The following is a 20,993-nucleotide window of genomic DNA, read 5'->3' on the forward strand; positions in this document are numbered from 1 at the left end:
CGGCTCTGGTACAGTTACATCGAGGTCATACAAAAACAACTATTACACCGAGGTAACAAAGATGAGTGCGGCTTCTCTGTATCCCGTTCGTCCCGAGGTTGCAGCCACCACGTTGACCGACGAGGCAACCTACAAGGCCATGTACCAGCAGTCGGTGATCAACCCGGACGGCTTCTGGCGCGAGCAGGCTCAGCGCCTCGACTGGATCAGGCCCTTCACCAAGGTCAAGCAGACCTCTTTCGATGACCACCATGTCGATATCAAGTGGTTCGCCGACGGCACTCTGAACGTTTCCTACAATTGCCTCGACCGTCACCTGGCGGAGCGCGGGGATCAGGTTGCGATCATCTGGGAGGGTGACGATCCCTCTGAAAGCCGCAACATCACTTATCGTGAGCTGCACGAGCAAGTCTGCAAGTTTGCCAACGCGTTGCGCGGTCAGGACGTTCACCGCGGCGACGTGGTTACCATCTATATGCCAATGATTCCCGAGGCCGTGGTTGCGATGCTGGCGTGTGCCCGCATCGGTGCCATTCACTCGGTCGTATTCGGTGGCTTCTCGCCGGAGGCATTGGCGGGTCGTATCATTGACTGCAAATCCAAGATTGTGATCACGGCGGATGAGGGGCTGCGTGGTGGGCGTCGCACACCGCTGAAGGGCAATGTCGACCTGGCGCTGACCAACCCTGAAACGAGCAGTGTGCAGAAGATCATCGTCTGCAAGCGCACGGGTGGCGAAATTGCCTGGCACCAGCATCGTGACATCTGGTACGAAGACCTGATGAAGGTCGCTTCCAGCCATTGCGCGCCGAAGGAAATGGGTGCGGAAGAAGCGCTGTTCATCCTCTATACCTCGGGCTCCACCGGTAAGCCAAAGGGTGTGATGCATACCACTGGCGGTTACCTGGTGTACGCCGCGCTGACCCATGAGCGCGTCTTTGACTACCGCCCGGGTGATGTCTACTGGTGTACGGCTGACGTAGGCTGGATCACCGGCCACAGCTACATTGTTTATGGCCCGTTGGCCAATGGTGCGACCACCTTGCTGTTTGAGGGTGTGCCGAACTATCCGGATATTACCCGTGTGTCGAAGATCATCGACAAGCACAAAGTGAACATCCTTTACACGGCGCCGACGGCCATTCGCGCCATGATGGCCGAGGGGCAGGCCGCCGTCGCGGGGGCCGACGGTTCCAGTCTGCGCCTGCTGGGTTCTGTGGGCGAGCCGATTAATCCAGAGGCCTGGAGCTGGTACTACAAGACTGTCGGTAAAGAGCGCTGCCCAATTGTCGACACCTGGTGGCAGACCGAAACCGGCGGTGTGCTGATCAGCCCGCTGCCTGGTGCTACTGCACTCAAGCCTGGTTCTGCGACGCGTCCGTTCTTCGGCGTGGTGCCTGCGTTGGTGGATAACCTTGGCAACCTGATTGATGGCGCTGCCGAGGGTAACCTGGTGATTCTTGATTCCTGGCCAGGTCAGGCCCGTTCGCTGTTTGGTGATCACGATCGTTTCGTCGACACCTACTTCAAGACGTTCCGCGGCATGTACTTCACGGGTGACGGCGCTCGTCGCGACGAGGATGGCTATTACTGGATCACCGGGCGTGTGGATGACGTGCTCAACGTATCCGGCCACCGCATGGGGACTGCAGAGATCGAAAGTGCCATGGTTGCCCACCCTAAAGTCGCTGAGGCAGCTGTTGTAGGTGTGCCGCACGACATCAAGGGGCAGGGCATCTATGTCTATGTCACGCTCAATGGTGGTGTAGAGCCTACCGAGGCGTTGCGTCAGGAATTGAAGAACTGGGTGCGCAAGGAGATCGGCCCGATCGCTTCGCCGGACGTTATCCAGTGGGCGCCGGGCTTGCCGAAGACCCGCTCGGGCAAAATCATGCGACGCATCCTGCGCAAGATCGCGACGGCTGAGTACGATGGCTTGGGGGATATCTCCACCTTGGCTGATCCAAGCGTGGTGCAGCACCTGATCGATACCCACAAGACCATGACCGCCGCCTGACGGTTGTGTTGCTCCAGAGGCCCCGCCTGGCAGACGCCAGGCGGGGCTTTCTTGTTTTGGGCAGGGTGAGCTGTTACTTCGACATTCATCGGTAACCAATTCTGTCACCGTGCCTGCCTATAAGCGGGGCAAAGAGAAACGCTCATGCCATTTTTTGAGGCTTTTCTCCGGGGTGAAACAGTATGTCGTCACGCTGTGCTTGCCGGATTAGAAGGGTTTGCGAATAATGGGCCCGGTTATTGCTTGGTTGATAGGTTATTTGTCTTTCGCTTTTGCATATTCTGTGAAGGCTGTCAATATCTCGGGTCCGGGCTTCTGGCGCTTCTGTAACTAGTTGTCGCATTGAAGAAATATCGGCTTCGGGGCTGTCGCTAAAATGCCAATCACTTGCTCGTGTTGCTTCGACTGCCTGTCGAGGCCCGCGCAGCTTCTGCGTTGTACCCATTCGCATATTGGGCAGTCGTTCCTCCTGCCTCATATTGCCCTGTACCGATGGAGTTCTCAGATGAAGAAACTCGCACTGCTTGGCGCACTGGCGCTGTCTGTGTTTTCCCTGGCATCGCTGGCTGATGAGAAGCCGTTGAAAATTGGTATCGAGGCCGCCTACCCACCCTTCGCCTCGAAAGCGCCGGACGGCAAAATCGTTGGCTTTGACTACGACATCGGCAACGCCCTGTGCGAAGAGATGAAGGTCAAGTGTGTATGGGTCGAACAGGAGTTCGATGGTCTGATCCCTGCATTGAAAGTGCGCAAGATCGACGCGATTCTGTCGTCCATGTCGATTACTGAAGATCGCAAGAAGTCGGTTGATTTCAGCGACAAGTACTACTTGACGCCAGCGCGCCTGGTCATGAAATCAGGTGCTCAGGTCAGTGAAAGCCTGGATGAGCTGAAGGGCAAGAAGATTGGCGTTCAGCGTGGTTCGATTCACGACCGCTTTGCCAAGGAAGTCTTTGCACCGAAAGGGGCAGAAATTGTCCCTTACGGTACCCAGAACGAAATCTACCTGGACGTCGCTGCTGGTCGTCTCGATGGCACCGTGGCCGATGCTACGCTCTTGGAAGATGGTTTCCTGAAGACCGATGCAGGCAAGGGCTACAGTTTCGTCGGTCCGGCCTTCACGGATGCCAAGTACTTTGGCGACGGTATCGGCATTGCCGTGCGCAAGGGCGACAAGGCTAATCTGGAGCGTATCAATGCGGCCATCACGGCCATTCGTGCCAATGGCACGTACAAGCAGATCCAGGACAAGTACTTCAACTTCGACATCTACGGTCCAGAGACCGCGAAGTAAGTCGTCGAAGTTTCACCTGTGTAATGGTGCAAGCAGCAGAAGCTCTGAGGTTTGCACCATTTTTTCATCCCTAAGGTCGAGGACCTCATCATGTTGAAAGGCTACGGGGCAGTCATACTCGACGGAGCATGGCTGACGCTACAGCTTGCCCTGTCGTCAATGGCCCTGGCCATTGTACTCGGCCTGATTGGCGTGGCATTGCGGCTGTCGCCGGTGCGCTGGTTGGCGTGGTTGGGCGATCTGTATGCCACGGTGATCCGTGGGATTCCCGATCTGGTGCTGATCCTGCTGATTTTTTACGGTGGCCAGGACCTGCTCAACCGTGTCGCGCCACTGCTGGGTTACGACGATTACATTGACCTGAACCCGCTGGTTGCGGGTGTCGGTACCCTGGGCTTCATTTTTGGCGCCTACCTCTCGGAAACGTTCCGGGGGGCGTTCATGGCGATTCCCAAGGGGCAGGCTGAGGCCGGCATGGCCTACGGCATGAGCAGTGTGCAGATTTTCTTCCGGGTGATGGTCCCGCAGATGATTCGGCTGGCCATTCCGGGCTTCACCAACAACTGGTTGGTACTGACCAAGGCTACGGCGTTGATTTCCGTAGTCGGTTTGCAGGACATGATGTTCAAGGCCAAGCAGGCAGCTGATGCTACCCGCGAACCCTTCACCTTCTTCCTGGCGGTTGCAGCGTTGTATCTGGTGATTACCAGTGTCTCGCTGTTGGCGCTGCGTCATCTGGAAAAACGCTACTCGGTTGGCGTAAAGGCGGCTGAACTATGATCTTCGACTACAACGTCATTTGGGATGCTCTGCCACTGTACATGAGCGGTTTGCTGACCACGCTCAAGTTGCTCGCCCTGTCGCTGTTCTTCGGTCTGCTGGTGTCTATTCCGCTGGGGTTGATGCGGGTTTCCAAGCAGCCGTTGGTCAACCTGCTTGCCTGGTTGTACACCTATGTGATTCGGGGCACGCCAATGCTGGTGCAGTTGTTCCTGATCTACTACGGCCTGGCTCAGTTTGAGGTGGTGCGCGAGAGTTTCCTCTGGCCGTGGCTGTCCAGTGCGACCTTCTGTGCGTGCCTGGCCTTTGCCATCAACACCAGCGCCTATACCGCGGAAATCATTGCTGGCAGCTTGAAAGCTACCCCTCACGGGGAAATCGAGGCAGCCAAGGCTGTGGGGATGTCACGGATCAAGATGTACCGGCGAATTCTCTTGCCGTCGGCACTGCGCCGTGCGCTGCCGCAGTACAGCAACGAGGTGATCATGATGCTGCAGACCACCAGTCTGGCATCCATTGTTACCCTGATTGATATCACCGGTGCCGCCCGGACCGTCAATGCCCAGTTTTACCTGCCGTTCGAGGCTTACATTACCGCCGGCGTGTTCTACCTGTGCATGACCTTTATCCTGGTCCGCCTGTTCAAGATGGCCGAACGCCGCTGGCTTGGCTATCTGGCGCCGCGCAAGGGCTGAGGCCTGCGGCATTTTTCGCCCCGGGCATTTGCTCATGACAGACCGTTTTTTGAGAGCCGACAGCATGTACAAACTCGAAGTCCAAGATCTGCATAAACGTTACGGCAGTCACGAAGTGCTCAAGGGCGTATCGCTTGCCGCCAAGGCGGGCGATGTAATCAGCATCATTGGTTCCAGCGGCTCGGGCAAAAGTACGTTCCTGCGCTGTATCAACCTGCTGGAGCAGCCGCATGCCGGCAAGATCCTGCTCAACAATGAAGAGCTCAAGCTGGTGCCGAACAAGGATGGCGCGCTCAAGGCTGCCGACCCGAAACAGCTGCAGCGTATGCGTTCACGCCTGTCGATGGTGTTCCAGCATTTCAACCTGTGGTCGCACATGACGGCGTTGGAGAACATCATCGAGGCACCCGTGCATGTGCTGGGTATGTCCAAGAAGGATGCGCTGGAGAAGGCGGAGCATTACCTGGCCAAGGTAGGGGTTGCCCATCGTAAGGACGCCTACCCTGGACATATGTCCGGTGGCGAGCAGCAGCGTGTGGCGATCGCACGTGCGCTGGCCATGGAGCCAGAGGTTATGCTGTTCGATGAGCCTACCTCCGCGCTTGACCCTGAGTTGGTGGGTGATGTGTTGAAGGTGATGCAGTCGTTGGCCCAGGAAGGCCGGACCATGGTCGTGGTGACGCACGAAATGGGCTTTGCCCGTGAGGTGTCCAATCAGTTGGTGTTCCTGCACAAAGGGTTGGTGGAAGAGTGTGGTGATCCGCGCGAAGTGCTGGTCAATCCGCGGTCTGAGCGTTTGCAGCAGTTCCTGGCAGGTAGCCTGAAATAATCTGCCAATGAGGCTACGCAGGGCTGCCGCTTTGCACCAAAACAGGTCATGCTGCGTGTCGGTTGCAGCTTGACCTTTGTCTCACCCAAGGTTTCGGATCGTCCTTTATGACCACCCAGCGCATTGCTTTTCTCATTTGGCCCAGCACCAAGGCCCTGACCCTGGCGCTGGCTGAGGAGGTCTTGCAGGTTGCCCAAAAGGTGCATCCTGAGGTGGTTTACGAGTTGCGGTTCCTGCAGGCGGAAGCACCTGGCGAGGGTGCCTGGCGTCTGCCGGGTGAGCCTTGGGCAGGGCGCTTGGAGGGTTGTCACAAGCTCTTTTTGCTGGCAGACGAGCCGCCTCAGGCTATCAACTCGGCGCTGGGGAGCGCGCTCAAGCAACTGGTGCGTGCGGGGTGTGTGGTCGGTGGTCTTTCGGCCGGTATCTACCCGTTGGCCATGCTGGGCTTGCTCGATGGTTATCGCGCTGCGGTCCATTGGCGCTGGCAGGATGATTTCACTGAGCGCTTCCCCAAGGCGATTGCGACCAGCCACCTGTTTGATTGGGATCGTGACCGCCTGACCGCGTGTGGTGGCATGTCTGTCGTGGACCTGCTGCTGGCGGTGCTGGCTCGTGATCATGGTGCGGAGTTGGCGGGCGCGGTGTCCGAAGAGTTGGTGGTCGAGCGTATCCGTGAGGGTGGCGAGCGTCAGCGTATTCCGCTTCAGAATCGATTGGGATCCAGCCATCCAAAGCTGACCCAGGCGGTGCTGTTGATGGAGGCCAACATTGAAGAGCCGCTGACCACTGACGAAATTGCTCAGCATGTGTGTGTCTCTCGTCGTCAGTTGGAGCGCATCTTCAAACAGTACCTGAACCGTGTGCCGAGCCAGTACTACCTGGAGTTGCGCCTGAACAAGGCGCGGCAGATGCTTATGCAGACCAGCAAGTCGATCATCCAGATCGGCCTTTCGTGCGGTTTCTCCTCCGGGCCACATTTTTCCAGTGCCTACCGCAACTTCTTTGGCGCAACGCCGCGTGAAGATCGTAACCAGCGCCGCAGCAGCAGCCCGTTCGAGCTTTCATCCGTACCCGCCGAGCGCGGCTGATCCAGCCAGGTCGCCTCGCGAGGGGCGCAGTTGATACCGCTGCAGGGCGACAAGCATGGGGCTGCAGTGTCTGCCCAGTGCCATCAACTGTCCAAGGCAGCTGTGCCTGGATTTCCGGCTTGGGCCGGCTCCCGTCAAACAGGTTTTTGGGGTGATTCGCACGCCCGAAAATTTCTGCACCTGCCCTGGGTGCGGAATCTCCCCGTCGATACCCCGCACCGTTTAAACTGCGCCTTTGCGACCCTATTTGTCGCATTGCCGAAAGCCTTGTTAAAACAGGGTTTGGCGCTATAAGAAGTTGTCGCTTGGCGGCAAGGACAGGCGCCAATCTCTCCTTACAATCCCCCCATCGCTCGCCAGTTTCAGGCAGGCGTTCCTCTTCAGGAGACTCCGATGTCCGTTGAGCAAGCTCCGGTGCAACGCGCCGATTTCGACCAGGTAATGGTTCCCAACTATGCACCGGCGGGTTTCATTCCCGTACGCGGCGCGGGCTCCCGAGTCTGGGACCAGGCGGGCCGCGAGCTGATCGATTTCGCAGGCGGTATTGCCGTGAACGTCCTGGGGCATGCCCACCCTGCGCTGGTTGCTGCACTGACCGAGCAAGCGCAGAAGCTGTGGCACGTGTCCAACGTCTTCACCAACGAACCGGCCCTGCGTCTGGCGCGCAAGCTGGTCGATGCGACCTTTGCCGACCGTGCTTTCTTCTGCAACTCCGGTGCTGAGGCCAACGAAGCGGCATTCAAGCTGGCACGCCGCGTTGCGCATGATCGTTTCGGTCCTGAAAAGAACGAAATCATCGCGACCGTGAACAGCTTCCATGGCCGTACCCTGTTCACCGTGAGTGTGGGTGGTCAGCCGAAGTATTCCGATGGTTTCGGGCCGAAGATCACGGGTATCAGCCACGTGCCGTACAACGATCTGGAAGCCCTGAAGGCGCAAATTTCCGACAAGACCTGCGCTGTCGTCATCGAACCCGTGCAGGGCGAGGGCGGTGTGTTGCCGGCTGACAAGGCTTACCTGCAAGGTGCCCGCGAGCTGTGCGACAAGTACAACGCACTGCTGGTATTCGATGAAGTGCAGACCGGCATGGGCCGCACCGGCGAGCTGTTTGCCTACATGCACTACGGCGTTACCCCGGACATCCTTTCCAGTGCCAAAAGCCTGGGCGGCGGTTTCCCGATCGGCGCCATGCTGACGACCGAAGAGCTGGCCAAGCACCTGGCTGTCGGTACCCACGGCACTACCTACGGTGGTAACCCGTTGGCCTGCGCAGTCGGTAATGCGGTCATCGATATCATCAACACGCCTGAAGTGCTGGGCGGCGTCAAAGCCAAGTCTGATCGCTTCAAGGCGCGTCTGGAGAAGATCGGCCAGCAGTACGGCATTTTCAGTGAAGTCCGTGGGCTGGGCCTGCTGCTGGGTTGCGTGTTGTCCGAAGCCTGGAAAGGCAAGGCCAAGGACGTGTTCAACGCGGCCGAAAAAGAAGACCTGATGATTCTGCAAGCCGGTCCTGACGTGGTGCGTTTCGCCCCAAGCCTGGTGATCGAGGATGCCGACATCGATGCGGGCCTCGACCGCTTCGAGCGTGCTGTTGCCAAGCTGACCCAGGGCTGATTGTCCTCTGTTCGCTGGCCCCTGGTGGCCAGCGAAACTGATTTCCGCGGCTTGTGCACCTTGCACGCGCTGCTTTTTTCTCGCCGACGGCTGTCGGCCTGTTTTCCCCGAAAAGGAGTGACACCATGCTGGTGATGCGCCCCGCGCAAATGGCTGATCTAGGCGAAGTACAGCGTCTGGCTGCCGACAGTCCCATTGGTGTCACGTCCCTGCCGGACGATGCCGCACGCTTGAGCGACAAGATTGCCGCCTCTGAGACCTCGTTTGCTGCTGAAGTCAGCTTCAATGGCGAAGAGAGCTACTTTTTTGTGCTGGAGGACACTGCCACCGGCAAGTTGGCCGGTTGTTCGGCGATTGTGGCATCGGCGGGCTATTCAGAGCCGTTCTACAGCTTTCGTAACGAGACCTTTGTCCACGCCTCGCGTGAACTGAAGATCCACAACAAGATTCACGTGCTGTCGCAGTGTCATGACCTGACCGGTAACAGCCTGTTGACCAGTTTCTATGTACTGCCGGAGTTGGTGGGAACGGGTTGGTCCGAGTTGAATTCGCGCGGACGCCTGTTGTTCATGGCCTCTCACCCTGAACGTTTCGCTGATTCGGTGGTTACCGAGATCGTCGGCTACAGCGATGAACAGGGCGACTCCCCATTCTGGGACGCCATTGGGCGTAATTTTTTCGACCTCAACTATGCCGAGGCCGAACGCCTGTGCGGCTTGAAGAGCCGGACGTTCCTGGCTGAGCTGATGCCGCATTACCCGATCTATGTGCCGCTGTTGCCGGACGCCGCGCAAGAGGCGATGGGTCAGGTTCACCCGCGTGCGCAAATCACCTTCGACATCTTGATGCGCGAAGGGTTTGAAACCGATCACTACATCGACATTTTCGACGGCGGCCCGACCTTGCATGCGCGGGTTTCGGGTATCCGTTCGATCGCCCAAAGCCGTGTGGTACCCGTGCGTATCGAAGAGCAGGTGGCCAAGGGCGGGCGTCCTTATCTGGTTTCCAACGGACAGTTGCAGGATTACCGCGCTGTGTTGCTGGAACTGGACTGGGTGCCTGGCAAGCCAGTGAGCCTGACGTTTGAAGCGGCCGATGCCCTGGGTGTTGGTGAGGGCGCCAGCGTGCGCCTGGTTGCGGTTTGATGCCTGCGGTTTGAAAACCGAGTATCCAGGTCGAGTTTTGCGGCGGGCCTTAGGCCGCCGCCCGAGGAGATAGCATGATCGTTCGTCCCGTACGCAGCAGCGATTTACCTGCGCTGATTGAACTTGCGCGCAGCACCGGTACCACAGGCCTCACGACGTTGCCGGCCAACGAAGAGCGATTGGCGCACCGGGTGGGTTGGGCTGAAAAAACCTTCCGTGGTGAAGCCGAGCGGGGCGACGCGGACTACCTGTTCGCGTTGGAGGACGATGCGGGTGAGGTGGTCGGCATTTCGGCTGTCGCCGGGGCCGTCGGCCTGCGCGAGCCTTGGTATAACTACCGGGTCGGCCTTACCGTCAGCGCCTCCCAGGAGCTGAACATCTACCGGGAAATCCCGACGCTGTTCCTGGCTAATGACCTGACCGGCAACTCTGAGCTGTGCTCGCTGTTCTTGCGTAGTGATTACCGTACTGGCCTGAATGGCCGTCTGTTGTCCAAGGCGCGGCTGTTGTTCATTGCCGAGTTCCCGGAGCTGTTCGGTAACAAGATCATTGCCGAGATGCGGGGGATGTCCGACGTCAATGGTCGTTCGCCTTTCTGGGAGAGTCTCGGGCGACATTTCTTCAAAATGGAGTTCAGTCAGGCTGATTACCTGACGGGTGTAGGCAACAAAGCGTTCATTGCCGAGCTGATGCCCAAGTTCCCGCTCTATACCTGTTTCCTTTCTGAAGCCGCGCGCAACGTCATCGGTCGTGTGCACACCGACACCGAGCCTGCGCTGGCCATGCTCAAGGGCGAAGGTTTCAGCTATCAGGGTTATGTCGACATCTTTGACGCGGGCCCGGCCATCGAATGCGAGACCCGCAAGATCCGTGCGGTGCATGACAGCCAGGCGCTTGTGCTGGCGGTGGGTACGCCCGGTGACGACGCCACCCCATACATCATCCACAACCGCAAGCGTGAGGACTGCCGTATTGCAGCAGCGCCTGCTCGTTTGGCCGCCGGTACCCTGGTGGTCGATCCACAAACTGCGAAGCGCTTGCGCTTGAGCGCTGGCGATCAGGTCCGCGCCGTACCCTTGTCCGCCCGGGAGGCCCAGTAAATGACGACCCACTATATTGCTGGCGCATGGTTGGCCGGTCAGGGCGAGGCCCTGGAGTCGCACAATCCGGTTACTCAGCACGTCATCTGGAAAGGTCAGGGCGCTACCGCCGAGCAAGTGGGCGAGGCCGTCAAGGCGGCGCGCCAGGCGTTTCCCGGCTGGGCCCGGCAATCGCTGGATGCCCGTATTGCAGTACTTGAGGCCTTTGCCGCGCGCTTGAAGGCCAACGCCGACGAGTTGGCTCGTTGCATCGGAGAGGAAACCGGAAAACCGCTCTGGGAGGCCACCACCGAAGTGACCAGCATGGTCAACAAGGTTGCCATCTCGGTGCAGAGCTACCGTGAGCGCACGGGCGAAAAAAGTGGCCCGCTGGCCGATGCCACAGCCGTGCTGCGGCACAAGCCTCATGGTGTGGTAGCGGTGTTTGGCCCTTACAACTTCCCGGGGCACCTGCCAAATGGGCACATCGTGCCAGCACTGTTGGCGGGTAACACCGTGGTGTTCAAGCCCAGCGAGCTGACCCCAAAAGTGGCCGAACTGACCGTCAAGTGCTGGATTGAGGCCGGGCTGCCAGTGGGTGTATTGAACCTGGTTCAGGGCGCTCGGGAAACCGGTGTTGCGCTGGCGGCCAATCCGGGTATCGATGGTTTGTTCTTCACTGGCTCCAGCCGAACCGGCAACCTTTTGCATCAACAGTTTGCCGGTCGCCCGGACAAGATTCTTGCTCTGGAGATGGGGGGGAACAACCCGCTGGTGGTCGATCAGGTACAAGATCTGGACGCTGCGGTGTACACCATCATCCAGTCCGCGTTCATCTCTGCGGGGCAGCGCTGTACCTGTGCCCGTCGCTTGCTGGTGCCACAAGGTGCGTGGGGTGATGCGCTGCTGACACGCCTGGTGGCCGTTTGCAAAACCATTTCGGTGGGGGCGTTCGACCAACAGCCTGCACCGTTCATGGGTTCGGTGATTTCCCTGGGCGCCGCCAAGGCGTTGCTTGATGCACAAGCCCAGTTACGGGCTAACGGTGCGGTGTCGCTGCTGGAAATGACTCAGCCACAACCCAATGCGGCGTTGTTGACGCCGGGGATTGTCGATGTGACGTCGGTGGCCAATCGTCCTGACGAAGAGTTCTTTGGGCCGCTGTTGCAAGTCATTCGCTATGCCGACTTTGATGCCGCCATCTCCGAAGCCAACAACACCCAATATGGGTTGGCAGCCGGGTTGCTGTCGGACTCCGAAGCGCGCTACCAGCAATTCTGGCTGGAAAGTCGTGCGGGCATTGTCAACTGGAACAAACAATTGACCGGCGCAGCCAGCAGCGCACCGTTTGGTGGCGTGGGTGCCAGTGGCAACCACCGTGCCAGCGCCTACTATGCGGCCGACTATTGCGCTTACCCGGTGGCTTCGCTGGAGACCGCCAGCCTGAGCCTGCCTGCAACCCTGACGCCCGGCGTCTCCCTATAACAACAGGTCCACGGAGTCTTGCCGATGAAATCCTTTGAAGTGAATTTTGATGGTCTGGTTGGCCCGACGCATAACTATGGCGGGCTGTCCTACGGCAACGTCGCGTCGCAGAGCAACAGCCAGCAGGCTTCCAGCCCTCGCGAGGCAGCCCGTCAAGGGCTGGCGAAGATGAAGGCCCTGATGGACATGGGCTTCACACAGGGCGTTTTGGCACCGCAGGAGCGTCCGGATGTGGCCGCACTGCGTCAGTTGGGGTTTACCGGGACTGATGCCCAGGTAATCGCGCGCGCCGCGAAAGAAGCAATGCCGTTGCTAGTGGCATCGTGCTCCGCTTCGAGCATGTGGGTTGCCAATGCTGCGACTGTCAGCCCGAGTGCCGACACCGCCGATGGTCGCGTGCATTTCACTGCAGCGAACCTCAACTGCAAGTACCACCGCAGCATTGAGCACCCCACGACCAGTCGGGTACTGGGAGCCATGTTTGCTGATCAACGGCACTTCGCGCATCACGCTGCGTTGCCGGCCGTCAGCCAATTCGGCGATGAAGGTGCGGCCAACCATACCCGCTTTTGCCGCAGTTACGGCGAGGCAGGTGTCGAATTCTTCGTCTTCGGTCGCAGTGCCTTCGATACCCGCTTCCCGGCACCGCAGAAGTACCCAGCGCGTCAAACCCTTGAGGCTTCGCAAGCGGTTGCCCGTCTTCATGGCCTGAGTGAAGCGGGTGTGGTCTACGCTCAGCAGAATCCAGCGGTGATCGATCAGGGTGTGTTCCACAACGATGTGATCGCAGTGGGTAATGGTGAGGTGCTGTTCTATCACGAGGACGCCTTTCTGGGCACCGACGTGATGCTCGCCGAACTGCAAGCTAAACTGGCTAAGCGGGGCGGTAACTTCAAGAGTATCTGTGTGCCGCGTGCACAAGTGTCTGTTGAAGATGCAGTGCGCTCGTACTTGTTCAACAGTCAGTTGCTGTCGCGTGCCGATGGCTCGATGCTGCTGATCGTGCCCGAAGAGTGCCGCAACAACGAGCGCGTCTGGGCGTACCTGTCGGCGCTGACCCGCCAGGGCGGCCCGGTGGCAGAGGTCAAGGTGTTCGACCTCAAGCAGAGCATGCAGAACGGTGGCGGGCCGGCTTGCCTGCGCTTGCGCGTCGCCCTCAACGAAACGGAGCTGGCGGCGGTCAATCCAGGCGTTATCATGACGGCGCCGCTGTACGACACGCTGATTCAGTGGGTGGACAAGCATTACCGCGACCGCTTGAGCGAAAGCGATCTGGCCGACCCGCAGTTGTTGGTGGAGTGCCGTACGGCGTTGGATGAGCTGACCCAGATTCTGAAACTGGGCTCGGTCTATCCATTCCAACTTGAACCTTGAGAGAGAATTCGACTATGTCCGACGCCCTGCAGCTGATCCTCGAAGATGATGACGGCACTCAGCTGGAAACCTCCTGCACCCGCTTCGCGGTGGTCTGGCAAGGCAAGGAGGTATGGATTCAGCAGGATGGCCGCGGCCAGCTGCTGATTGGCGTCGACGTCGAAGAAGACGACGCCGAGTATGCCAACCTGCTGCTGCGCCCGCTGGCCACCAACCTGGTCAGCCTGCAGCTGGAAATGGAACCGGCCGATGCCGGTGAAGACGACGATCACGTCCACGGCCCAGACTGCGGACACCATCACTAAGGACAAGGCCCATGCTCGCCCTCGGCAAACTGCTCGACCTGACCCTCGCCGGTCGTGAACCGGCGGAGAAGACTCAGATGACTGTCGAAGGCGTGCGCATGCGCTGGCTCGGCGAAGGCGCACTGGAAGTGCGCCCTCCCGAGGCTCGCGACAATGGCATGGACCTGTTGCTGTCAGCCGGTATCCATGGCAACGAAACAGCCCCCATCGAGTTGCTCGATGAGTTGCTGCATGGCATTGCCCGTGGCGATATCAAGCCGCGTGCACGGATGCTGTTCCTGTTTGGCAACCCCGAAGCCATTCGTCGAGGCGAGCGTTACATCGAGCAGGACGTCAATCGCCTGTTCAATGGGCGCCATGAGTTGTCCAGTGGCACGGAAGCACTGCGTGCCGGCGAGCTTGAGCGTTTGGCGGCTACCTTCTTCAGTGTGCCGGGACGTATGCGCTTGCATTACGACCTGCACACCGCAATACGTGGCTCGAAGATCGAGCAGTTTGCACTGTATCCCTTCAAGGAGGGGCGTCAGCACTCGCGTCGAGAGTTGGCACGCTTGCGCGCTGCGGGGATGGAGGCCGTATTGTTGCAAAGCAAGGCGTCGATTACGTTCACGGCCTACACCTACGAACAACTGGATGCCGAAGCATTCACGCTGGAGCTGGGCAAGGCTCGACCGTTTGGTCAAAACCAGCAGGTGAACCTGCTGCTGCTGGAGGAGCGTCTCAAGCGCATCATCGAAGGCGATGAGCCGAGCGCGGAAGACGAGCGGCTTGATGGTTTGCAGTTGTTCAGCGTTGCTCGCGAGATTATCAAGCACAGCGACAACTTCCACCTGCACCTGCCTGCTGATATCGAAAACTTTTCCGAACTCTCCAAGGGCTATCTGCTGGCCGAGGATCTGGCTGAAACACGCTGGATTGTTGAGGAGGAGGGCGCTCGCATCATTTTTCCAAACCCCAAGGTCAAGAATGGTCTGCGTGCGGGCATTCTGATTGTGCCGACCACACCGGATCAGTTGGGCTGATCGATTTTCTCTGCTGAGGTAATGCCGTAGCGTGTAACGCCGGTCCCATACAAGGGCGCCGGCGTATGGGTGGAGTGGCGGTTACACGGCGCGTTTTTGTGACACTTCGTTGCGGCGCAGTGCTCGCAGCTTCTGCAGGGTGTCGGCACAGGTCTTCGCGGCCTCGGCACCCTTAACCAGGAAGTGCTCAAAGTAGAAGGTCTGGTGTTCGTCGCCTGCGTGGAAGTGATGCGGTGTCAATACCACCGAGAACACGGGTACTTCGGTTTCCAGTTGAACCTGCATCAATCCACTGATCACCGATTGTGCCACGAATTCATGGCGGTACAGGCCGCCATCGACCACCAGGCCGGCTGCCACAATGCCGGCATAGCGGCCTGTGCGGGCCAGCAGCTTGGCGTGCAGCGGAATTTCAAAGGCGCCGCCCACTTCAAAGAAGTCAATGTCGCCGGGTTGATAGCCGTGATTGCCCATCTCTTCGACAAAGGCCTTGCGTGCCTGGTCGACAATATCCTTGTGCCAGCAGGCCTGAATGAACGCAATTCGCTCTTGAGGATGGCTTTTGCTATCGATTGCAGTGGGTTGCATTAAAACGGACTCCTGTTTGTATGAGAAACAGGGCATCTGGATCGAAAGGGATAGCCGGCGTGCAGGTATGCAGCCGCAGGCACGCAGGTGCCTATCCCGTTCTCTCTTTATCCGGACTATGACCGTCGGCCCCGGAATCACACCGGGTCTGCTGACCTTGCAGGGGTATCTGCAAGCGCTCGCGGGCTATGCGCAGTGTGCGCAATTACCGCCGGTGGGGAATTGCACCCCGCCCTGAGAACGTCGCCGTCAGCGGCTGACGGCAGCGGATTATTAGCACAGTTTTCAGGGAAACGTATAGCCTGCTAATGATATTGGCGCCGATGAAAGACATTTCATCCGAGAACCCTTGCCAATTGGCGTGTGCATCCTCCGTAATGCCTTGTCAGTAGGGGAAAACAGGCTTTAGCATCCCGGGCACGCTTAGCGGAGGGAATTTTGCCGCTTTTGTTTGTCATTGCCGTTACAGGTTGTCCAATTGACGGCTTCTATCGCATAAACACACTGTACCCAGGCCTCAGGCCCGATATAATGCGGCCCTTTGCCGTCGTTTCGTCAATTTGACGCAAGCATTTGCCTCTGGCCGCCGTTTCCGTGGAAGAACCTATGAAAAGCGCAGAAATCCGTGAAGCCTTCCTTCGCTTCTTCGAAGAGCAAGGACATACCCGTGTCGCTTCCAGCTCTTTGATTCCGGGCAACGACCCGACCCTGCTGTTTACCAACGCCGGGATGAACCAGTTCAAGGACTGTTTCCTGGGCCAGGAAAAGCGTGCCTATACCCGTGCGGTCAGCAGCCAGAAGTGCGTTCGCGCCGGCGGCAAGCACAACGACCTGGAAAACGTCGGCTATACCGCGCGCCACCACACGTTCTTTGAAATGCTGGGGAACTTCAGCTTTGGTGACTACTTCAAGCGCGATGCCATCACCTTTGCCTGGAACTTCCTGACCTCGGAAAAATGGTTGAACCTGCCCAAGGAAAAACTGTGGGTGACGGTCTACGCCAGCGACGACGAAGCCTATGACATCTGGACCAAAGAGGTCGGGGTGCCGGCTGAACGGATGGTTCGCATCGGTGACAACAAGGGCGCGCCATACGCATCCGACAACTTCTGGACCATGGGCGATACCGGCCCGTGCGGTCCTTGCACCGAGATTTTCTACGATCACGGCCCGGAAATCTGGGGCGGCCCACCCGGCTCGCCGGAAGAAGATGGCGACCGTTACATCGAGATCTGGAACAACGTGTTCATGCAGTTCAACCGTACTGCCGATGGCGTCCTGCACCCGTTGCCGGCTCCGTCTGTCGATACCGGTATGGGCCTGGAGCGGATCAGTGCGGTCATGCAGCACGTTCACTCCAACTATGAGATCGACTTGTTCCAGAGCCTGCTCGCTGCCTCGGCCAAGGCGATCGGGTGCAGCAATGACGCCCAGCCTTCGCTCAAGGTCGTAGCTGACCATATTCGTTCCTGCGGGTTCCTGATCGCCGACGGCGTGTTGCCGTCCAACGAAGGTCGTGGGTATGTGCTGCGGCGCATCATTCGTCGCGCCTGCCGTCACGGCAACAAGCTGGGCGCCAAGGGCAGTTTCTTCTACCAGATCGTGGCTGCCCTGGTGGCCGAGATGGGCGAAGCCTTCCCTGAATTGAAGGCACAGCAGGCGCATATCGAGCGCGTCCTCAAGGCTGAAGAAGAGCAATTTGCCAAGACGCTCGAACAAGGCCTGAAAATTCTCGAGCAGGACCTGGCTGAACTCAAGGGCAACGTGGTACCTGGTGACGTAGTGTTCAAGCTCTACGATACCTACGGGTTCCCGATGGACCTGACGGGTGATATCGCTCGTGAGCGTAACCTGACCCTCGATGAAGCTGGCTTCGAGCGTGAAATGGAAGCGCAGCGTGAGCGTGCGCGTTCTGCCAGCGCCTTCGGCCTGGACTACAACAGCCTGGTCAAGGTTGATGTCGCTACAGCGTTCACCGGTTACACCACCACCGAAGGCAATGCCACTGTCGTGGCCCTTTATAAAGATGGCCAGGCGGTTGAGCAGTTGGGTGAGGGCGAGCAGGGCGTCGTGATTTTGGATGCGACCCCGTTCTATGCCGAGTCCGGTGGCCAGGTTGGTGATACCGGGTACCTGCAGGCTGGCGGTGTACGTTTCGATGTGCGTGATACGACCAAGACGGGTGGCGCGTTCCTGCATCATGGTCAGGTTGCCAGCGGCAGTCTGAAGGTTGGCGAGAAGGTCCAGGCACGGGTCGATGCCGAGGTGCAGCATGCCACCTCGTTGAACCACTCCGCGACGCACTTGCTGCACGCTGCGCTGCGTCAGGTACTCGGCGATCACGTACAGCAGAAAGGTTCGTTGGTTGATAGCCAGCGTCTGCGTTTCGACTTCAGTCACTTCGAGGCGCTCAAACCTGAGCAGATCAAGGCGTTGGAAGACATCGTCAACCGCGAAGTGCGCAACAACTCCGAAGTGCAAACCGAAGAGACCGATATCGATACCGCCAAGAAGAAGGGCGCCATGGCGCTGTTCGGCGAAAAGTATGGCGACAGCGTGCGGGTACTGAGCATGGGCGGCGATTTTTCCGTCGAACTGTGCGGCGGTATCCATGCAAAGCGTACCGGCGATATCGGCCTGCTCAAGATCATTAGCGAAGGTGGTGTAGCCTCCGGTGTGCGTCGTATCGAAGCGGTCACCGGTGCTGCGGCGCTGGCTTACCTGAACGCCGCCGAAGAGCAGCTCAAGGAAGCCGCGCAACTGGTCAAGGGCAGTCGCGACAACCTGATCGACAAGCTCTCGGCTGTGCTGGAGCGAAATCGCCAACTGGAAAAGCAACTGGAGCAGTTGCAGGCCAAGGCCGCCAGTGCGGCGGGCGACGATCTGTCCAACGCAGCCGTCGACGTCAAGGACGTCAAGGTGCTGGCTGCGCGCCTTGATGGCCAGGATGGCAAGGCGTTGTTGGCGCTGGTCGATCAGTTGAAGAACAAACTCGGCCGCGCAGTGATCCTGCTCGGCAGTGTCTATGAGGACAAGGTCGTGCTGGTAGCTGGCGTGACCAAGGACCTGACTGGCCAACTCAAAGCCGGTGATTTGATGAAGCAAGCCGCTGCGGCGGTGGGCGGCAAGGGTGGTGGGCGTCCGGACATGGCGCAAGGCGGCGGTGTCGACGCTGCTGCGCTGGACAGCGCACTGGCCCTGACGGTGCCATTCGTAGAGCAGGGCGTCTAAGACGCGAAGCGGCCCGCCGTCTAGTGGCGGGCTGTTGATTGATTGTTTATTGGGTGCCCTTCACGGGCTGAGGCGGCTTTGAAATGGCGTTGATCGTACAGAAATTTGGCGGTACCTCGGTCGGCACAGTCGAGCGAATCGAGCAGGTTGCCGAAAAGGTCAAGAAATTCCGCGAAGCTGGCGATGACCTGGTGGTTGTACTGTCGGCGATGAGCGGCGAAACCAATCGCCTGATCGACCTGGCCAAGCAGGTCAGCGATCAGCCGGTTCCACGCGAACTGGACGTGATTGTTTCCACTGGAGAGCAGGTGACCATTGCCCTGTTGGCCATGGCGCTGATGAAACGTGGCATTCCTGCTGTGTCCTACACCGGTAACCAGGTGCGGATCCTCACCGACAGTGCGCACAACAAGGCGCGCATCCTGCAAATCGATGATCAGAAGATCCGTGCCGACCTCAAGGCCGGCCGTGTCGTTGTGGTTGCTGGTTTCCAGGGGGTCGATGAGCACGGCAACATCACCACCCTTGGGCGTGGTGGTTCCGATACCACTGGCGTGGCCCTGGCGGCTGCATTGAAGGCTGATGAGTGCCAGATCTACACCGACGTCGATGGTGTCTACACCACCGACCCGCGTGTGGTTTCCCAGGCTCAGCGGCTGGACAAGATCACCTTCGAAGAGATGCTGGAAATGGCCAGCCTCGGTTCCAAGGTGCTGCAGATCCGTGCCGTCGAGTTCGCCGGCAAGTACAACGTCCCGCTGCGCGTGCTGCACAGCTTTCAGGAGGGTCCGGGTACCCTCATTACTATTGATGAAGAGGAATCCATGGAACAGCCGATCATTTCCGGCATCGCCTTCAATCGCGATGAAGCCAAGCTGACCATTCGCGGCGTACCTGATACTCCAGGCGTTGCTTTCAAGATCCTCGGTCCGATCAGTGCGGCGAACATTGAAGTCGACATGATCGTGCAGAACGTCTCGCACGATAACACCACCGACTTTACCTTTACTGTGCACCGTAATGACTATGCCAAGGCGCAGCAGGTGCTGGAAAACACGGCCCGTGAAATCGGTGCTCGCGAAGTGGTCGGTGACACCAAGATTGCCAAGGTGTCCATCGTCGGCGTTGGCATGCGTTCGCATGCCGGTGTTGCCAGTCGTATGTTCGAAGCGCTGGCAAAGGAGAGCATCAACATTCAGATGATCTCCACTTCCGAGATCAAGGTTTCCGTCGTCATTGAAGAGAAGTACCTGGAGCTGGCTGTGCGCGCATTGCACACGGCCTTCGAGCTGGACGCCCCCGCCCGCCAGGGTGAATAAGGTTCCTGCCTAAAAAGGGCGCGGCATGGCCGCGCCCTTCGTTTTTCGACTGGTGTGAGAAATCTGTCCTTTTACTTGGGCTAGTCAATACTGAGGCGTAGGTCGGCAGCCCATCCCGGTTGTAGGCTGAAGCCCTTTTTTTTGCAGACTGTTATCCCTGAACTGAAATGCGTGAGGAGAAAGGTATGTTGATTCTGACTCGTCGGTGCGCCGAGAGCCTGATCATTGGCGATGGCGAAATCACCGTGACCGTGCTCGGCGTCAAAGGAAATCAAGTGCGAATCGGCGTGAATGCCCCCAAGGAAGTGGCCGTTCACCGTGAGGAAATCTACCTTCGGATCAAGAAAGAGAAGGACGAAGAACCAACCCTTTAATTTTTCTCAGTTTTTTTTCAAAAAAGAGTTTGCAAACGGGGAAGGGTCTGGTTATTATACGCCCCGTGTTGCGGAGAGGTGGCCGAGTGGCCGAAGGCGCTCCCCTGCTAAGGGAGTATACCTCACAAGGGTATCGGGGGTTCGAATCCCCCCTTCTCCGCCATTATTCATGTAGGGCGCTGTAATCTGAGCGAATCGCTAAGTCGTTGAATTTAAACGAAAAGTGATTGTAAAAAAGATTAAGCGAACTATAATGCGCTGCAAGAATACTGCACTCATAGCTCAGCTGGATAGAGTACTCGGCTACGAACCGAGCGGTCGGAGGTTCGAATCCTCCTGAGTGCACCATATTCCGAAGCTGATTCAAGTTGATTGAGCGGTTTCAGATTAAAGCCAGTGGTAGCCTGGTTAAAAAATACCAACCTGCACTCATAGCTCAGCTGGATAGAGTACTCGGCTACGAACCGAGCGGTCGGAGGTTCGAATCCTCCTGAGTGCACCATATTCCGAAGCTGATTCAAGTTGATTGAGCGGTTTCAGATTAAAGCCAGTGGTAGCCTGGTTAAAAAATACCAACCTGCACTCATAGCTCAGCTGGATAGAGTACTCGGCTACGAACCGAGCGGTCGGAGGTTCGAATCCTCCTGAGTGCACCATATATCAGAAAGCCCGCATTTAATGCGGGCTTTTTGTTGTGCGCCAGGCATGGCGCGTTGCGCGTTAGCGCAACCCGTTTGGCTGTGGTGGCTGAATG

Annotated in this window: 17 protein-coding genes, 4 tRNA genes and 1 riboswitch; of the genes, 20 read left to right on the top strand and 1 reads right to left on the bottom strand. The window is 58.4% G+C overall.

From position 1 onward, the window contains the following. The first annotated feature begins 61 nt into the window (after positions 1-61). The 13 genes from acs to astE all read left to right on the top strand — a co-directional run bounded on the left by acs (position 62) and on the right by astE (position 14,727). Positions 62-2,017: an acetate--CoA ligase gene (gene acs, locus IE038_RS21745; protein WP_189396265.1), complete on the top strand. Its 1,956-nt coding sequence runs from the start codon at positions 62-64 to the stop codon at positions 2,015-2,017. Between the two features lie 505 nt (positions 2,018-2,522). Next, positions 2,523-3,311: an ABC transporter substrate-binding protein gene (locus IE038_RS21750; RefSeq protein ID WP_189396266.1), complete on the top strand. Its 789-nt coding sequence runs from the start codon at positions 2,523-2,525 to the stop codon at positions 3,309-3,311. A 90-nt stretch (positions 3,312-3,401) separates the two neighbouring features. Further along, entirely contained in the window at positions 3,402-4,091 is a 690-nt protein-coding gene (locus IE038_RS21755) for an ABC transporter permease (RefSeq protein WP_189396267.1), read from the top strand. Then, complete coding sequence (locus tag IE038_RS21760; RefSeq protein ID WP_163938608.1) at positions 4,088-4,786, top strand: ABC transporter permease; 699 nt, start codon at positions 4,088-4,090, stop codon at positions 4,784-4,786. The genes IE038_RS21755 and IE038_RS21760 overlap by 4 nt, the downstream gene beginning before the upstream one ends. A 64-nt stretch (positions 4,787-4,850) precedes the next feature. Then, positions 4,851-5,615, top strand: coding sequence for an ABC transporter ATP-binding protein (locus tag IE038_RS21765; protein ID WP_163938605.1), 765 nt, complete (start codon positions 4,851-4,853; stop codon positions 5,613-5,615). A 107-nt stretch (positions 5,616-5,722) separates the two neighbouring features. Further along, positions 5,723-6,703 carry a transcriptional regulator ArgR gene (argR, locus tag IE038_RS21770; RefSeq protein ID WP_163938602.1) on the top strand — a complete coding sequence of 327 codons (981 nt, stop codon included), beginning with the start codon at positions 5,723-5,725 and terminating at the stop codon, positions 6,701-6,703. Between the two features lie 393 nt (positions 6,704-7,096). Continuing rightward, positions 7,097-8,317 (top strand): aspartate aminotransferase family protein, encoded by a 1,221-nt coding sequence (locus IE038_RS21775; RefSeq protein ID WP_163938599.1) that lies wholly within the window; start codon positions 7,097-7,099, stop codon positions 8,315-8,317. A gap of 125 nt (positions 8,318-8,442) precedes the next feature. Beyond that, positions 8,443-9,462 carry an arginine/ornithine succinyltransferase subunit alpha gene (gene aruF, locus IE038_RS21780; RefSeq protein WP_065760743.1) on the top strand — a complete coding sequence of 340 codons (1,020 nt, stop codon included), beginning with the start codon at positions 8,443-8,445 and terminating at the stop codon, positions 9,460-9,462. Between the two features lie 74 nt (positions 9,463-9,536). Continuing rightward, the gene (astA, locus tag IE038_RS21785) at positions 9,537-10,562 is read left to right on the top strand and encodes an arginine N-succinyltransferase (protein ID WP_163938596.1); all 1,026 of its coding nucleotides are present in this window, start codon (positions 9,537-9,539) and stop codon (positions 10,560-10,562) included. Continuing rightward, the gene (astD, locus tag IE038_RS21790; RefSeq protein WP_163938593.1) at positions 10,563-12,026 is read left to right on the top strand and encodes a succinylglutamate-semialdehyde dehydrogenase; all 1,464 of its coding nucleotides are present in this window, start codon (positions 10,563-10,565) and stop codon (positions 12,024-12,026) included. A 24-nt stretch (positions 12,027-12,050) separates the two neighbouring features. Next, positions 12,051-13,400, top strand: coding sequence for an N-succinylarginine dihydrolase (gene astB, locus IE038_RS21795; protein ID WP_163938590.1), 1,350 nt, complete (start codon positions 12,051-12,053; stop codon positions 13,398-13,400). 14 nt (positions 13,401-13,414) lie between these two features. Continuing rightward, on the top strand, positions 13,415-13,705 hold the full coding sequence (locus tag IE038_RS21800; RefSeq protein ID WP_065760747.1) for a topoisomerase II: 291 nt from the start codon (positions 13,415-13,417) through the stop codon (positions 13,703-13,705). 11 nt (positions 13,706-13,716) lie between these two features. After that, positions 13,717-14,727, top strand: a complete 1,011-nt coding sequence (gene astE / locus IE038_RS21805) for a succinylglutamate desuccinylase (RefSeq protein ID WP_163938587.1) — start codon at positions 13,717-13,719, stop codon at positions 14,725-14,727. Positions 14,728-14,808: 81 nt separating this feature from the next. Here the strand turns inward: astE and IE038_RS21810 are convergent, their stop codons facing one another. Beyond that, positions 14,809-15,315, bottom strand: a complete 507-nt coding sequence (locus tag IE038_RS21810) for a 6,7-dimethyl-8-ribityllumazine synthase (protein WP_163938584.1) — start codon at positions 15,313-15,315, stop codon at positions 14,809-14,811. 94 nt (positions 15,316-15,409) lie between these two features. Further along, a riboswitch (FMN riboswitch) is annotated at positions 15,410-15,561 on the bottom strand. 360 nt (positions 15,562-15,921) lie between these two features. Here IE038_RS21810 and alaS point away from each other — a divergent pair. The 7 genes from alaS to IE038_RS21845 all read left to right on the top strand — a co-directional run bounded on the left by alaS (position 15,922) and on the right by IE038_RS21845 (position 20,895). Continuing rightward, complete coding sequence (gene alaS, locus IE038_RS21815) at positions 15,922-18,546, top strand: alanine--tRNA ligase (RefSeq protein ID WP_163938581.1); 2,625 nt, start codon at positions 15,922-15,924, stop codon at positions 18,544-18,546. Between the two features lie 83 nt (positions 18,547-18,629). Beyond that, positions 18,630-19,865, top strand: a complete 1,236-nt coding sequence (locus IE038_RS21820) for an aspartate kinase (protein ID WP_189396268.1) — start codon at positions 18,630-18,632, stop codon at positions 19,863-19,865. Between the two features lie 185 nt (positions 19,866-20,050). Continuing rightward, a complete protein-coding gene (gene csrA, locus IE038_RS21825) occupies positions 20,051-20,239 on the top strand; it encodes a carbon storage regulator CsrA (RefSeq protein WP_009399024.1) in 189 nt (62 codons plus the stop codon). Between the two features lie 72 nt (positions 20,240-20,311). Next, a tRNA-Ser gene (locus IE038_RS21830) sits at positions 20,312-20,402 on the top strand. Between the two features lie 108 nt (positions 20,403-20,510). Further along, positions 20,511-20,587, top strand: a tRNA-Arg gene (locus IE038_RS21835). Between the two features lie 77 nt (positions 20,588-20,664). Next, positions 20,665-20,741 (top strand) — tRNA-Arg (locus IE038_RS21840). Positions 20,742-20,818: 77 nt separating this feature from the next. Then, a tRNA-Arg gene (locus IE038_RS21845) sits at positions 20,819-20,895 on the top strand. The last annotated feature ends 98 nt before the right edge of the window (positions 20,896-20,993 follow it).

The sequence above is a fragment of the Pseudomonas laurentiana genome (genome assembly GCF_014648275.1).
Classification (GTDB): Bacteria; Pseudomonadota; Gammaproteobacteria; order Pseudomonadales; family Pseudomonadaceae; genus Aquipseudomonas; species Aquipseudomonas laurentiana.

Coding starts and splice junctions, on each gene's coding strand:
- acs (WP_189396265.1), top strand. CDS start 62: ATGAGTGCGGCTTCTCTGTATCCCGTTCGTCCCGAGGTTGCAGCCACC.
- IE038_RS21750 (WP_189396266.1), top strand. CDS start 2,523: ATGAAGAAACTCGCACTGCTTGGCGCACTGGCGCTGTCTGTGTTTTCC.
- IE038_RS21755 (WP_189396267.1), top strand. CDS start 3,402: ATGTTGAAAGGCTACGGGGCAGTCATACTCGACGGAGCATGGCTGACG.
- IE038_RS21760 (WP_163938608.1), top strand. CDS start 4,088: ATGATCTTCGACTACAACGTCATTTGGGATGCTCTGCCACTGTACATG.
- IE038_RS21765 (WP_163938605.1), top strand. CDS start 4,851: ATGTACAAACTCGAAGTCCAAGATCTGCATAAACGTTACGGCAGTCAC.
- argR (WP_163938602.1), top strand. CDS start 5,723: ATGACCACCCAGCGCATTGCTTTTCTCATTTGGCCCAGCACCAAGGCC.
- IE038_RS21775 (WP_163938599.1), top strand. CDS start 7,097: ATGTCCGTTGAGCAAGCTCCGGTGCAACGCGCCGATTTCGACCAGGTA.
- aruF (WP_065760743.1), top strand. CDS start 8,443: ATGCTGGTGATGCGCCCCGCGCAAATGGCTGATCTAGGCGAAGTACAG.
- astA (WP_163938596.1), top strand. CDS start 9,537: ATGATCGTTCGTCCCGTACGCAGCAGCGATTTACCTGCGCTGATTGAA.
- astD (WP_163938593.1), top strand. CDS start 10,563: ATGACGACCCACTATATTGCTGGCGCATGGTTGGCCGGTCAGGGCGAG.
- astB (WP_163938590.1), top strand. CDS start 12,051: ATGAAATCCTTTGAAGTGAATTTTGATGGTCTGGTTGGCCCGACGCAT.
- IE038_RS21800 (WP_065760747.1), top strand. CDS start 13,415: ATGTCCGACGCCCTGCAGCTGATCCTCGAAGATGATGACGGCACTCAG.
- astE (WP_163938587.1), top strand. CDS start 13,717: ATGCTCGCCCTCGGCAAACTGCTCGACCTGACCCTCGCCGGTCGTGAA.
- IE038_RS21810 (WP_163938584.1), bottom strand. CDS start 15,315: ATGCAACCCACTGCAATCGATAGCAAAAGCCATCCTCAAGAGCGAATT.
- alaS (WP_163938581.1), top strand. CDS start 15,922: ATGAAAAGCGCAGAAATCCGTGAAGCCTTCCTTCGCTTCTTCGAAGAG.
- IE038_RS21820 (WP_189396268.1), top strand. CDS start 18,630: ATGGCGTTGATCGTACAGAAATTTGGCGGTACCTCGGTCGGCACAGTC.
- csrA (WP_009399024.1), top strand. CDS start 20,051: ATGTTGATTCTGACTCGTCGGTGCGCCGAGAGCCTGATCATTGGCGAT.